General features: G+C 74.4%; 12 protein-coding genes. 4 read left to right on the forward strand and 8 right to left on the reverse strand.

Annotated elements, in window-relative coordinates; genetic code table 11:
• The 3 genes from ACFXGI_RS20320 to ACFXGI_RS20330 all read right to left on the reverse strand — a co-directional run bounded on the left by ACFXGI_RS20320 (position 1) and on the right by ACFXGI_RS20330 (position 4,694).
• On the reverse strand, positions 1 to 1,278 hold the full coding sequence (locus ACFXGI_RS20320) for a hypothetical protein (RefSeq protein WP_384708277.1): 1,278 nt from the start codon (positions 1,276 to 1,278) through the stop codon (positions 1 to 3).
• A gap of 308 nt (positions 1,279 to 1,586) precedes the next feature.
• Complete coding sequence (locus ACFXGI_RS20325; RefSeq protein ID WP_384708279.1) at positions 1,587 to 2,180, reverse strand: DUF4291 domain-containing protein; 594 nt, start codon at positions 2,178 to 2,180, stop codon at positions 1,587 to 1,589.
• A 42-nt stretch (positions 2,181 to 2,222) separates the two neighbouring features.
• Positions 2,223 to 4,694 (reverse strand): helicase-associated domain-containing protein, encoded by a 2,472-nt coding sequence (locus ACFXGI_RS20330; RefSeq protein WP_384708282.1) that lies wholly within the window; start codon positions 4,692 to 4,694, stop codon positions 2,223 to 2,225.
• Positions 4,695 to 4,801: 107 nt separating this feature from the next.
• Here ACFXGI_RS20330 and ACFXGI_RS20335 point away from each other — a divergent pair, with 107 nt between their 5' ends.
• Both ACFXGI_RS20335 and ACFXGI_RS20340 read left to right on the forward strand, forming a co-directional pair.
• Positions 4,802 to 5,809 carry a hypothetical protein gene (locus tag ACFXGI_RS20335; protein WP_384708285.1) on the forward strand — a complete coding sequence of 336 codons (1,008 nt, stop codon included), beginning with the start codon at positions 4,802 to 4,804 and terminating at the stop codon, positions 5,807 to 5,809.
• Between the two features lie 126 nt (positions 5,810 to 5,935).
• Entirely contained in the window at positions 5,936 to 6,589 is a 654-nt protein-coding gene (locus ACFXGI_RS20340) for an HAD family hydrolase (RefSeq protein WP_384708288.1), read from the forward strand.
• A 25-nt stretch (positions 6,590 to 6,614) separates the two neighbouring features.
• Here ACFXGI_RS20340 and ACFXGI_RS20345 read toward each other — a convergent pair whose 3' ends face one another.
• A complete protein-coding gene (locus ACFXGI_RS20345; RefSeq protein ID WP_384708291.1) occupies positions 6,615 to 6,866 on the reverse strand; it encodes a hypothetical protein in 252 nt (83 codons plus the stop codon).
• 201 nt (positions 6,867 to 7,067) lie between these two features.
• On the opposite strand from ACFXGI_RS20345, the gene ACFXGI_RS20350 reads away from it, so the two are divergent.
• Positions 7,068 to 7,451, forward strand: a complete 384-nt coding sequence (locus ACFXGI_RS20350) for a cold-shock protein (RefSeq protein WP_030012939.1) — start codon at positions 7,068 to 7,070, stop codon at positions 7,449 to 7,451.
• 80 nt (positions 7,452 to 7,531) lie between these two features.
• Here the strand turns inward: ACFXGI_RS20350 and ACFXGI_RS20355 are convergent, their stop codons facing one another.
• From ACFXGI_RS20355 to ACFXGI_RS20370, 4 genes are all read right to left on the reverse strand, one after another.
• Positions 7,532 to 8,407, reverse strand: a complete 876-nt coding sequence (locus ACFXGI_RS20355; protein ID WP_384708294.1) for a 1,4-dihydroxy-6-naphthoate synthase — start codon at positions 8,405 to 8,407, stop codon at positions 7,532 to 7,534.
• Complete coding sequence (locus ACFXGI_RS20360) at positions 8,394 to 9,119, reverse strand: futalosine hydrolase (protein ID WP_384708297.1); 726 nt, start codon at positions 9,117 to 9,119, stop codon at positions 8,394 to 8,396. Before ACFXGI_RS20360 ends, ACFXGI_RS20355 begins: the two co-directional genes overlap by 14 nt.
• A 13-nt stretch (positions 9,120 to 9,132) precedes the next feature.
• Entirely contained in the window at positions 9,133 to 9,618 is a 486-nt protein-coding gene (locus ACFXGI_RS20365; protein ID WP_030858468.1) for a hypothetical protein, read from the reverse strand.
• Positions 9,619 to 9,720: 102 nt separating this feature from the next.
• Positions 9,721 to 11,094, reverse strand: a complete 1,374-nt coding sequence (locus tag ACFXGI_RS20370) for an MFS transporter (protein ID WP_384708300.1) — start codon at positions 11,092 to 11,094, stop codon at positions 9,721 to 9,723.
• Between the two features lie 380 nt (positions 11,095 to 11,474).
• On the opposite strand from ACFXGI_RS20370, the gene ACFXGI_RS20375 reads away from it, so the two are divergent.
• Positions 11,475 to 12,383: a DUF3027 domain-containing protein gene (locus ACFXGI_RS20375; RefSeq protein WP_384708303.1), complete on the forward strand. Its 909-nt coding sequence runs from the start codon at positions 11,475 to 11,477 to the stop codon at positions 12,381 to 12,383.
• The last annotated feature ends 43 nt before the right edge of the window (positions 12,384 to 12,426 follow it).

Raw genomic sequence — 12,426 nt, forward strand, 5'->3', positions numbered from 1 at the left:
TCAGGCGCGCGTCGCGCGGCGGCGGGCGCCGAACCAGGTGGCGGCACCGCCGAGGCCGACGAGGACGGCGGCCAGGCCGGAGTACAGGCCGGTGTTCGAGTCGGCGCCGGTCTGGGCCAGGGAGCCCGTGGCGCCGGTGGCCTTGGTGTTGGTGTTGCTGTTCGCGGCGACGACCGCGGTCGCGGAGGCCGAGGCGGACGGCGACGGGCTCGTGGACGGCTGCGTGGTGGCGGACTTGCTCGGGGTCGGCGAGGGCGACGTGGTCGTGGTGGCCGGGGCGAGCTGGAACTTCGTCTCGTTGCCCGCGAACTCGTAGGTGTTGCCCTCGGCCAGGCCGACGCCGGCCTGCAGGGTGACGTCGGTGGCCTTCTTGAAGTCCGTGTTCGGGCCCAGCGAAGTCCGCAGGTGCACGATGCGCTCGCCGGCGGCGGCGCTGAAGCCCTTCGGGATCGTCGGCAGGTCGAAGTTGTACGGGTCGGAGGTGTTCACACCCTGCCACTTGCCGTCGACCAGCATCTCCAGCTGGAGGTTGGGCACCTTGACGTTGGAGCCGAAGTTCACGCCCACCGACGTGCGCAGCGCCGTGCCGAACTCGCCGTCGCCGGTGAGCCGGTAGCTCAGGTCCATCTCCCGGCACTGGAGCGCCGGGACGCCCTTGCAGTCTCCGACGTTCTTGAACGCGGTCTCCAGCTTGCCCTTCTTGACCGACGGGTCCGTCTTGAAGGTCAGGGCGGCGGTGCCGTCGTCCGCGACCTCGCCCGAGTAGCTCGTGGCCGTCAGCGTGAAGTCACCGTTGGTGGTCGGGTAGCTCTTGCCGAGGCCGATCGTGACCTTCCAGGTCAGCTTGGAGCCCGCCGGGATCTCGAAGCCCTCGCCGCCCGTCTTGCCCGCCGGGTGGAACATGCCCTGCCACTCGCCGTCCTGCTGTCCGATGGAGGACTCGGTCGCCGGCGCGGTCACGCCCTCGACCTTGAAGACGACGTCGCTCTGCTGGAGCGGGCTCGCGCCTGCGCCCTGCAGGAGCAGCCAGGGGTGGAACGAGCTGGGCTTGTCCGCGGGGTTGGAGACCGTCAGCTCGAAGGTCTCCGTCGCGCCGCCCCGGGTCAGCGGGCCGCTCGGTGCGGGGGCGCCCATCGTGATCTTCAGCGCGTGCGGGTTCTCGGCGGCCGGAGCGGCGTACGCCGACAGCGGCATCAGGACGGTACCGGCGACGGCGGCGACGACGGCGGTGGCGGCCGCGGAGCGGAGGTTGCGGCGGGTGGCGGTGCGAGCGGACATGGTGGACTCCCCCCAAGGAATCACGAAGGCAGGCGAGCAGCGCAGAGCGGTGGCGGCCGGCAGGGCAGACGGAAGAGGACGTGCGAGGTGCCGCGGCAGAGCGCCGGTGGCGGGTGGTGCGGGGTTCTCGCTCCGGCGCCGGTTCGACTTCCTCGGCCGCTTGCTGCGATGAACTGATCTTCACACATCGTGGATCACCAATCCATCGCCCGTCTGTCACCGCTCTGCAACAGGGACCGGAGGGCCTTCCACCCCATCTGAGCTGCGAAAACGATGCCTCGCATTCCGCTTTTCGGATCGCGGTCTGGCTATGCGCCCAGGTGCTCCAACGGCCCCGCCGGATACGGGGTCTCCACCGGCAGCAGCGCCCGCGCCGCGGCCTCGTCCCCCGAGCGGACCAGGCCGTGGATCCTCCGGGCCAGCGGGGTCACGTCGCGGATGGAGACCGTCCACTCGTCGGCGTACGCGCGCGAGGCCGGCCCGGACAGGCCCAGCTGGAGCGAGCGGTGGGCCAGCGGGTTCAGGTGCAGGTCGCGCTCCGGGTCCCACTGGACGCGGGCGGGGGAGTCGCGCAGGGCCCGCTGCCAGGCCTCGTGGTCGGCGTGGGTGCCGCGTTCGTAGTGGGACAGGCAGGCGTGGCGCAGCGCGTGGTCGAAGCCCTCGCGGGTGATCTCGACGGCCAGCACCGTCTCCTGGTCGGCCTTGGCGGCCCAGCCGCAGCGGTACATCATCCACAGGAACGACGGCTTGATCCACGTCATCCGCTCCCGCTTCCAGGCGGGCGGGAACCGGCCGTCGCGCGCCGCGGGCAGCCCCAGTGAGGGCGCGTACGCCTGGTAGACGGTCACCGTGGTGCCGGTGTGCGCGGCCCGGATCCGCCGATTGCCTCGTACTTCTTGCATGCGGCAAGGGTGCTCGGCGCGAACCCCGGTCCGCCAGCCGTTTTACAGGTGCTCCTCCGCCAGCTCCGCGACCCCCGTGATCCGGTGCAACGCGTACGTCCGCACCTCGTCGGCGGTGTGGTCGTACCCCGTGACGAAGCCGCCCTCCACCCGGACCGGGGCGATGACGCGCTGGCTCGCCGCGCCGTCCGCGTTCACGTACCCGATCCACACCGCCGTCCCGGTCAGCGCGGCCGCCTGCACCGTGGCCAGGGTCTCCGCCGAGCTCGTGCGCGGGAGTTCGCCCGCCACCACGGGTGCCGTCGCCGGTTCCTTGCGTACCGCCGTCGCCGCCAGATCGCCCGCGCGGATCGCCCGTACGGCCGCCCCCAGCAGCGTCACGTCCGGTACCGGCGGCCCGTCCGGTACCGGGACCGGCGCCGAACGCGCCGGCGTGCGGTGGGCGTCGGCCCGCGTGACGACGACGTCGCCGGTCAGGGACTCCGCGGCCGGGGCGTAGCCCATCGCCCGCAACCCGTCGAGCAGGGCGCTCGGTTCGGCCTGCGCCGCCAGCACGGTCGGGGCCAGGCGCCGCAGGCCCAGCCCGGTGGACCGGCGGTCGGCCAGGATCTCGTTCAGCATGCCGTCGTCGTCGCAGCGCACGTACGAGGAGGCCACGCCGACCCGCAGGTGCCCGTGCCGGCGCGCCACGTCGTCGATCAGGTAGGCCAGCGGCTGCGGAACCGGCGTGATGCTGTGCTCGGAGAGGAAGGCGTGCAGGTCGGAGGCGGTCCGCCCGGAGTCCAGCGCCCGCCGTACGGAGCCGGGCGTGAAGCGGTAGACGGTTGCCCCGCCCTTGGACTCCACGTCCGCGAGGACGGCCAGCACATCGCCGAGCCCCCGGCGCAGCGGCCCGGGCGCCACCGCCGTCAGGTCGGCCTGGAGCAGTACGTGGTCCACCGGCTCCGGAAACAGCGGCGCGAGCAGCGGTGCCGGATCGCGGTGCTCCAGCAGCGCGCGGCCGTGCGCCGCGAGCGCGCCGCGGCCGGTCACCCCGAGCACCTCGGCCTCGGTCAGCGTCCACCGCGCGAGGCGGGCGCGCAGCGCGCTCGTCCCCCGTACGGGACGCTCCCAGTCGAGCCGGGCCAGCAGGGTGTCGGCGTTGGCGGAGCCGCCCTCGGGCAGGGCGGCGAGCAGTTCGAGGACGCGCCGGCGCACCTCGGGGGCGGCGGAGCGGTCCAGTTCGGGGCCCAGTGTGGACAGGGTGCGGCCCTTGGCGTCCTGATCGCCGATCAGGCCGGCGGTCCGGGTGGCCGGCAGCCAGGCCTCGGCGAGGACCGACCACCGCTCGCCGGGCGGGAGCTCGATCCAGTCGTCGAAGGCGGGGGTGGGCGCGTACCGTTCGTCGGCCTCCCCGTCGCTGGCCAGCAGCCCGGCCGCGTAGGCGAGTTCGATCCAGAACGCGGCCGCCGGCTCGGTGGCGTCCAGGGTGGCCGCGGCCCGCTTCAGGTCCCGGACGGACAGCCCGCCGGCCCGCAGCACCGGCGGCCCGGTGTGCTCCCAGGACTTCACCAGCTCCTCGACGGTGGCCAGCGCGGCCAGCGCCTGCCCGGCCGCATTGGCGTCCACAAGCTGTGGACGGTGCTCGCGGTCGGCGGGCACGGCCGGGGCCAGCGGCTCCGTCGCCCGGTGCGCGAGGCCGCCGCGCAGGTGCAGCGCCACCTCGCGGGGCAGTACGACGGTCCGCGCCGAAGCCGGCAGCAGCAGGCCGCGGTCGCGCAGCCAGCGCACGGGCGGGGTCGGGTTCGGCGTGACCTCCCCGTACGGAGGCCCCCACACGAGCCGTCCGAGCACCTGGTGGGCCTCCGCGGGGGCCTCGTCCAGCAGCGCCGACATCCGTTCCGGGTCGTTGAACAGGCCGGTCAGCGCCGTCACGGCGGACACCGGGTCATGCGTGGCGGGCAGCCCGGCGGCCGCCACGATCTCCTGGACCCGGGTCGGCGACATCCCGGCGGTGGCCTCGGCGACGGTCGGCCCGAGGCCCGTCGGGGAGGGCCGGCCGGCGGAGGGTGCGAGCAGCTCGCGGGCCGTGCGGACCAGCCGCAGCCGCTCGTCGTCGCCCCACACCAGGGCCTGGTCGCGCAGGGTGGCCAGGGCGCGCGGGAGTTCGGCGCGGGAGCCGTTGTCCTCCCGGGCGCCGGATCCGCTGCCGTGCTCGCCGGCCAGCAGGGACTCCAGCACCGGGTACGGGCACGGGTCCGGGGCCACCGCGAGGGCCTCCGCGGTCTGCAGCGCGAACCGGTCGAGCCGGTCCAGCGCGCGGATCACCGAGGCCCGGGTGCCGGCCCGGGTGGCCAGCTGCGTCATGTCACCCGGCACCGGGCCGAGCAGGTCCGGGCGCGCGTGCAGCAGGGCGGCGAGCGACGCGTCGTCGCGGGCGCGCAGCGCCTCGGCGAGGGAGCGCGGGGCGCTGCTCGCTGTGGCGTTTTCCGCAGCACTGCTGGGCTCAGGCAGCTCAGGCACGGTCGTCTCCATGGTCGCGTCGGCCGGTCCCCATCCGGCCAACGGTATCCGCTGAGCCCTCGGCAGCTCCACGGGCGCACGCGCTACCTTTCGGGAGGGTGGTACGGGAGGAGCCGGACATGGGGATCGAGAGCGACCATCTGGTCTACGAATATCTGAGCCGGGTCGGGGACTTGGCACAGCGGCGGCAGCTGTCCTCCGGGGACCGGATGCGGCTGGTGGCGGGGTTGCGGGACGAGATCGACCGGCGGCGCGCCAAGTACGAGCCGGAGACCCCGGCGGCCGTGCGGCGCATCCTGGAGCGGATCGGCACGCCGGAGGAGGTCCTCGACGGCATGGGCGCGTCGCCCGCCCCGCAGACGCGGGCCGCCACCCCCGATCCGGCCCCCGTGGTGCCGATCCAGCGGAGGCCCGGCCGGCTGCTCCGCAAGGCCGTGCCGGAGCAGCGCCCGGCGGACACCGCCCCCGCGCCGCCGCACCTGGCCGGGCTCGACGAACTCGGCGCCGACGGCGGGGCGGAGCCCGACTGGTGGCGCGTCTCGCCGGGCCCCTACGGCGCCGGACCGCAGGTCGAGGGCTTCGCGGGGGGGATCGAGATCCCGGAGCTGTTCGGGCACCCGGAGGAGGAGAAGAAGCCGGAGCCCGCGGCCGGTCCGGCGGGGAAGCCCGCCGCCGAAGGCGAATCGGCCGTACGGGGCCTCGTACGGTTCCTGAAACAGCGCCGGCAGGCCAACGCGGAGGCCAAGGCGGCGGCCGCACCGGATGCGGGGGCCGCGCCCGGCGCCGCCCCTCGCCCGAAGCCGCACGCCTTCCTGCTGCTGGCCGCGGCCGTGCTCGTGGCCGGCGCGGTCACCGGATCCTGGCTGCTGCTCGTCGGAGGCTGGCTCCTCGCGTACGCGTCGCGGGTGCTGGGGCCGGCCGAGCGCAAGGCGGTCGTGTTCGGGCTGCCGGGCGCCGTGTTCGCGGGCGCGGTGGTGTGGCTGTGGGGCCGCCTGGAGGGCCGCTGGGGCACGCCGCTGACCGACGAGGGGCTGGGTGTGGTCTTCCAGGGCATGTGGCCCTGGCTGGCCCGCGGCGCGGCCGTCGCCTCGGCCCTCTACCTGGTCTGGCGCTCCCGCCGCCGCTGAGGCTGAACGGCCCGTCCGGCGGACGCCACGGGGACGGGCGCCGGCGTGTCCCCGAATTCACCGTCCCGTAAGGCGGGGCCACGTCCGTGTTCCCGCCCGTCCGGCCCGGCTCGGCACAATGGAGGCATGAGCTCCGAGACCCCCGCCGTGCCCGCCGCGTCCGCCCAGCTGACGGTCGGCTTCGACCTCGACATGACCCTCATCGACTCGCGCCCCGGGATCAAGGCCGCCTACCAGGCGCTTTCCGCCGAGACGGGTACGTTCATCGACGCCGACGAGGCGGTCACGCGGCTCGGTCCGCCGCTGGACGAGGAGCTCGCGTACTGGTTCCCGGAGGCGGAGATCCCCGCCATGGCCGATCGCTACCGGGAGATCTATCCCACGCACGCCATCGAGCCGACCCCCGCGATGCCCGGCGCCCGCGAGGCGATCGAGGCCGTCCAGGCGCTCGGAGGCCGCGCGATCGTCGTCACGGCCAAGCACGAGCCCAACGCCCGGCTGCACCTCGCGCACCTCGGCATCGAGCCGGACGCGGTCATCGGCTGGCTGTGGGCCGAGGCCAAGGCGGGCGCGCTGCGCGAGTACGGGGCGCAGGTGTACGTCGGCGACCACGTCGGCGACGTACGCGGGGCCCGTACGGCCGGCGCGGTGTCGGTGGCGGTGCCGACCGGCCCGTGCCCCGAACCGGAACTGCGGGAGGCGGGCGCCGACGTGGTGCTGCCGGACCTCACCGCGCTGCCGCAGTGGCTCGCGGAGTACGTCCGCACGCACGCGGTCTGACCCGCGGGGGCGTCGGGTCCGCGCGTCAGGCCTGGGAGGCGCGGGCGTCCCGGCGCTGGGCCGCGGCCGAGCGCAGCACGCCGGCCGCCGAGATCAGGAAGCCGATGCCCATCAGCATGCACACGGCCCACGCGTACGACGGGAACGGGTCGACGTCCAGGAACAGCGGGGCCATCGTCGCGAGGGTCGCCACGGCGCCCGCGATGAACACGATGCCACCGGCGCGCACCAGGCCGTCGCCCGGCCGCGCTTCGTCGGAATGAGGAGTAACAGTCACCTCACCAGGGTAGTTCCCTGGCCGAAGCAGCCGACAGCGCAGCCGAAATACGAAGAGCCGGCGAAGGACCGGGGATCGTCTTGTCTCCTGTGAAACGCCCACTAGCCTGGACACGGCGGGTCACCATGACCCGCTGCGCTGTTGTCCGGACCCGCCGCGCGGCGTCCCGGACCCCGACGAGCACAAGGACAGAGGACGGACGTGCCTACCGGCAAGGTCAAGTGGTTCAACAGTGAGAAGGGCTTCGGCTTTCTCTCCCGCGACGACGGCGGAGACGTCTTCGTCCACTCGTCGGTGCTCCCGGCCGGGGTCGACGCCCTCAAGCCCGGCCAGCGCGTCGAGTTCGGTGTCGTCGCCGGACAGCGCGGTGACCAGGCGCTTTCCGTGACGGTGCTGGACCCGGCCCCCTCGGTCGCGGCCGCTCAGCGCCGCAAGCCGGACGAGTTGGCCTCGATCGTGCAGGACCTCACGACCCTGCTGGAGAACATCACTCCGATGCTGGAGCGCGGCCGCTACCCCGACAAGGTGCACGGCACGAAGATCGCCGGCCTGCTGCGCGCGGTGGCCGACCAGCTCGACGTCTGAGCCCTCACGATCCGTTCGCACGACGCTGCCCCGGCCCTCTCCAGAGGGCCGGGGCAGCGTCGTGGGTGGCCGGAAAACGCCTACGGGAAGTCCAGCGCGTTCGGCGCGATGGCCGGTACCAGACCCTCCGCCGCGGCCCGCGTCAACAGCCCGCGCACCGCCGCGTACCCGGCGTCTCCCAGGTTCGCGGTGAACTCGTTGACGTACAGCCCGATGTGCTGGTCGGCGACGGCCGGGTCCAGCTCCTGCGCGTGGGCACGGACGTACGGGCGGGAGGCCTCCGGGTCGTCCCAGGCCATCCGGACCGAGGTACGGGCCGACTCGGCCAGCGCGTGCAGGGTCTCGGCGCCCAGCGAGCGCTTGGCGATGATCGCGCCGAGCGGGATCGGCAGGCCGGTCGTGGACTCCCAGTGCTCGCCCATGTCGGCCAGGCAGTGCAGCCCGTAGTCCTGATAGGTGAACCGGGCCTCGTGGATGACCAGTCCGGCGTCGACCCGGCCGTCGCGGACGGCCGGCATGATCTCGTGGAACGGCAGGACGACCACCTTGCCGACGCCGTCCGGCAGCACGTCCGCGGCCCACAGCCGGAACAGCAGGTAGGCGGTGGAGCGTTCGCTGGGCACGGCGACGGTCTTGCCCGCCAGGTCCACACCGGCCTCGCGGGTGAGGACGAGGGGCCCGCAGCCGCGCCCGAGCGCCCCGCCGCACGGCAGCAGCGCGTACTCCTCCAGCACCCACGGCAGCACGGCGTACGACACCTTCAGCACGTCCAGCTCGCCGCGCTCGGCCATGCCGTTGGTGATGTCGATGTCCGCGAAGGTCACGTCGAGGCCGGGCGCGCCCGGGACCCGGCCGTGGGCCCAGGCGTCGAAGACGAACGTGTCGTTCGGGCAGGGCGAATAGGCGATGGCGAGCGGCTCGGCGGGCCGGCCGGCGGGCCGTTCAGCGGTGCTCATGGCGTTCTCCCCAGGTGACGAGTACGGGCCCCAGGGCGCGGAATCCGGCGGTGAGCGCGGCCAGCGCGTCCCCGATCCGCCAGGCGTCGCGGTCGCGGGGGCCGACGGCGTTGGACACGGCGCGGATCTCCAGTACGGGCAGCCCGTGCGCGGCGGCCGCCTCCGCGACCCCGAAGCCCTCCATGGCCTCGGCCCCGGCGAGCGGATGCCGGGCGGCGAGCCGGGCCGCGCCCTCGGCGGTGCCGGTGACGGTGGAGACGGTCAGCACGGGCGCGAGCAGCGCCCCGGTGGCCTCGGCGGCGCGGGCGGCGAGTTCGGCGGGCGGCAGGTGCACGCTGTGCCCGAACCCGAGCTGCTGCACGTCGAGGAAGCCGTCGGGGGTCTCGGCCCCGAGGTCGGCGGCGACGACGGCGTCGGCGACCACGAGGGAGCCGACCGGGGCGGCGGGCCGGAACCCGCCGCCGATGCCGGCGGAGACGACGAGGGAGTAGTCGGCCAGCGCGAGCGCGGTGGCCGTGGCGGCCGCGGCCGCGGCCGGCCCCACCCCGCCGACGAGGACGTCGGCGGCGAGACCGGGCAGATCGCGCCGGGAGAGGAGGTAGCCGCCGGGAAGGGCGCGCGGCTCCGGCGTCACCGGGTCCGTATGAGGGGTGAGACCGGTGGCGACGGAGTCTGCCTCCGCCGCCACCGCGGTCACGATGAGCGCGCGCACGGTCGGTACGTGGCTACTTGAGCTTGACGTTGTAGGCCCAGACGGCGAGCGGCTTGCCGTCCTCGCCGACCTGGACGATGTTCAGCTTCTTGGAGGACGGGGCCTCACCCTGGCCGCCGGTGGCGAAGAGGTCGGCACCGGGGAAGCTGCGGTAGGTGTTGGAGGAGGGCTCGGTGATCGGCTGGCCGTCCAGGACCGCCTGCCACCGCTTGCCGTCCTCGACGACGTCCGGCTCGACGCCCAGACGCAGGGTGTCCCCGCGGCCGTACTCGATGGTCTTGGCGTCCTTCATGTCGGTGAGGCACTCCTGGACCTTGTCCATGGAGAGCTCCTTGGAGTCGGAGCAGACGGCCTCGGTGGACACCGACGACGTGCCGACCGTCACGGTCGCCAGAGGCGTCGGCTTGTCGCAGGCGGAGAGGAGGAGGAGGCCGGCGGACACGGCTCCGAGGGCCGCGACGCTGCGGCGGCCCCTACCCGAGAAAAGCTGTGCGGTCATGAGCCGAAGGCTATCGGGCCACCCGCCTCCGCCGCCGCACGGGGGTGTCCGTGGCCTGCCGCGCGGCGCGCACCCCACCCGGCAGGGCCGGTTTGCCCCGCTCTACGCCACTCGGGGGCGGGGAGAACCCGGATGGTGGTGGCGGGGGGCGGTGAGGCGGCCGCGGAGGGCCATCACGGTGCCCGCCGCGACGATCGCCGACGCCACGGCCATGCCCAGGACCCCGTTGAGCGGCAGCGCGATGCCGATCGCGCCGCCCAGCACCCACGCCATCTGGAGCAGCGTCTCCGAACGGGCGAACGCGGACGTCCGGACCGCCTCGGGCACGTCCCGCTGGATCATCGCGTCCAGCGACAGCTTCGCCAGCGCCTGGCAGAAGCCCGCCGTGGCCCCCAGTACGGCCATGAACAGCCCGCTGTAGAACACCGCCGCCAGGATCGCGACCCCCAGGGTCGCCGACAGCACCGACGCGATGATCGTCTCCGGGGCGCGGGCCCGCAGCCATGCGCCCACCGCCGTCCCGCAGGCGTTGCCCACGCCCGCCGAGACGCCCACGATGCCCAGCGACACCGCCGCGCTCTGCCCGGCGAGCGGGTGCTCGCGCAGCAGGAACGCCAGGAAGAAGATCAGGAACCCGGACAGCCCGCGCATCGCGGCGTTCGCCAGCAGACCGCACAGCACCGACGGGCTCACCGTGCGCAGCCCGGGCTTGCGCGAGTGGGGCTCGTGCGTGGACAGCCGGGCCCGGCGCTCGCCCTTGGCCTCGTCCACCTTGTGCGGCAGCGAGAACGCCGCGAACGTGCCCCAGACGAAGATGGCGCAGGCCCCGTACAGCGGCCACGGCGGCCCGATGACGTGCAGCCCCGCCGCGACGGGCGCCGCCGCGGCGGTGGCGAGCAGGCCCGCCAGGGTGACCCGGGAGTTCGCCTTGACGAGTGAGAACTTCGGCGGGAGCAGCCGCGGCACCACCGCGCTGCGCACCACCCCGTACGCCTTGGAGGCGACCAGCACGCCCAGCGCGGCCGGGTAGAGCTCCAGCCCGCCCGTGGCCACCGCGCCCGACATCATCACGGCGAGCAGCGCCCGCGCGAGCATCGCGCAGGCCATCGCGGCCCGCCGTCCGTGCGGCAGCCGGTCCAGCGCCGGACCGATCACCGGGGCCAGCACGGCGAAGGGGGCCATCGTGATCGCGAGGTACAGCGCGACGCGGCCGCGTGCCTCGTCCGTGGGTACCGAGAAGAACACCGTAGAAGCCAGCGCCACTGTGATCATCACATCGCCGGCGCCGTTGATGGCGTGCAGCTCGATCAGCTTGCCGAGACCCGACTCGCCGGCCCCGTGCGCGTGCGTGGCCCGCCGGATCCCGCGCGCCGTACCGGTGAAAGGGCGCCGCAGGGCACGCCCGACGGCCCGGCCGGCCCGCCTGGCCGGTCCCGAGCCGTCGCGGGACGACCGTACGGGTGCCACACCCGCCATAGTGCCCCACGGACCCCTCACGGTCCCGTCCCGGCGCGTTACGGGCGCCCGACGGATCGCCGTCGGGACGGCGTCGGGAGGTCGTAGGGGCGATGTCGGCACACGCTCTCGTCCGCGAATCGGACCTTGCATGTGGGCCCAAGGCGTCGGAGGAGGTAGCGTGCGTAGCGCGCCACCGGCGGTTGCTCTCGGCCGCGCGCCTCTTCGCGATCCCGCAGAATGGATTGCAGGTAGGTGCGCCCGAGGCCGATCGGGTGCGGACGTCGACGCGGCCCTCTGGTCCGCTCCGCCCGCGCCACGTACGGACAGGACCGACGGGTCGTTCAGGACGACAGTACGGACGGCGCACTCGTGAGACGGCGTAGGAGAGAACGAGACCTGTGAGTGCTGCGACGACGCGAAGCCGTACCCCCGACCGCCTGTGCGCCGAGGCGGTAGACCTCGCCCGCACGGCGGCCGAGGAAGCCGCCGCCCCCTCCGTGGTGGGCGAGCACGTCTCCGCCGTGGCGGAGGGTGACCGGGTCGTCACGCACTTCTTCGAGTGCAAGGACCCCGGATACCGGGGCTGGCGCTGGGCCGTCACCGTCACGCGCGCCTCCCGCGCGAAGAACGTCACCCTCGACGAAACGGTGCTGCTTCCCGGCGACGACGCGCTGCTCGCCCCCGAGTGGGTGCCGTGGAGCGAGCGGCTGCGCCCGGGCGACATGGGCCCCGGCGACCTGCTGCCCACCGACGCCGAGGACCTGCGGCTGGAGCCGGGCTGGTCGGGCGAGGACGCGCCGCCGCCGAACTCCGTCGTCTCCACCGAGATGGCCGAACTGGTCGAGGCCGAGGACGCCGACGTCACGGACCGCGCCGTGGTGCCCGTACGCGGCTCCATCACCTCCGTCGCCGAGGAGCTCGGCATGCGGCGTGCCCGGGTCCTGTCCCGGTACGGGCTGCACAGCGCCGCCGACCGCTGGGACGAGTCCTTCGGCGCCAAGACCCCGATGGCGCAGGCCGCGCCCGCCTCCTGCGTCTCCTGCGGGTTCCTCGTCGCCATCGGCGGCTCGCTGGGCCAGGCCTTCGGCATCTGCGCCAACGAGTTCGGCCCGGCCGACGGGCACCTCGTCTCGCTCTCGTACGGCTGCGGCGGCCACTCGGAGGCCGCCGTCATGCCGAAGCCGCTGCGCCCGGCGCCGCCGGTGCTCGACTCGATGGCCACGGACGAGTTCCCGCTGCGCCCGGCCCCCGACACGGGCTCGGTCCCCCCGGCGGACCTCCCGGCCGCGGACCTGGGGCACTCGTAGGGGTGTCCTGCCCTGTCCTGCCCTGTCCGTACGGGGCGACGGC

The organism is Streptomyces sp. NPDC059355 (genome assembly GCF_042752335.1).
Lineage (GTDB): Bacteria > Actinomycetota > Actinomycetes > Streptomycetales > Streptomycetaceae > Streptomyces.

Coding starts and splice junctions, on each gene's coding strand:
- ACFXGI_RS20320 (WP_384708277.1), bottom strand. CDS start 1,278: ATGTCCGCTCGCACCGCCACCCGCCGCAACCTCCGCTCCGCGGCCGCC.
- ACFXGI_RS20325 (WP_384708279.1), bottom strand. CDS start 2,180: ATGCAAGAAGTACGAGGCAATCGGCGGATCCGGGCCGCGCACACCGGC.
- ACFXGI_RS20330 (WP_384708282.1), bottom strand. CDS start 4,694: ATGGAGACGACCGTGCCTGAGCTGCCTGAGCCCAGCAGTGCTGCGGAA.
- ACFXGI_RS20335 (WP_384708285.1), top strand. CDS start 4,802: ATGGGGATCGAGAGCGACCATCTGGTCTACGAATATCTGAGCCGGGTC.
- ACFXGI_RS20340 (WP_384708288.1), top strand. CDS start 5,936: ATGAGCTCCGAGACCCCCGCCGTGCCCGCCGCGTCCGCCCAGCTGACG.
- ACFXGI_RS20355 (WP_384708294.1), bottom strand. CDS start 8,407: ATGAGCACCGCTGAACGGCCCGCCGGCCGGCCCGCCGAGCCGCTCGCC.
- ACFXGI_RS20365 (WP_030858468.1), bottom strand. CDS start 9,618: ATGACCGCACAGCTTTTCTCGGGTAGGGGCCGCCGCAGCGTCGCGGCC.
- ACFXGI_RS20370 (WP_384708300.1), bottom strand. CDS start 11,094: ATGGCGGGTGTGGCACCCGTACGGTCGTCCCGCGACGGCTCGGGACCG.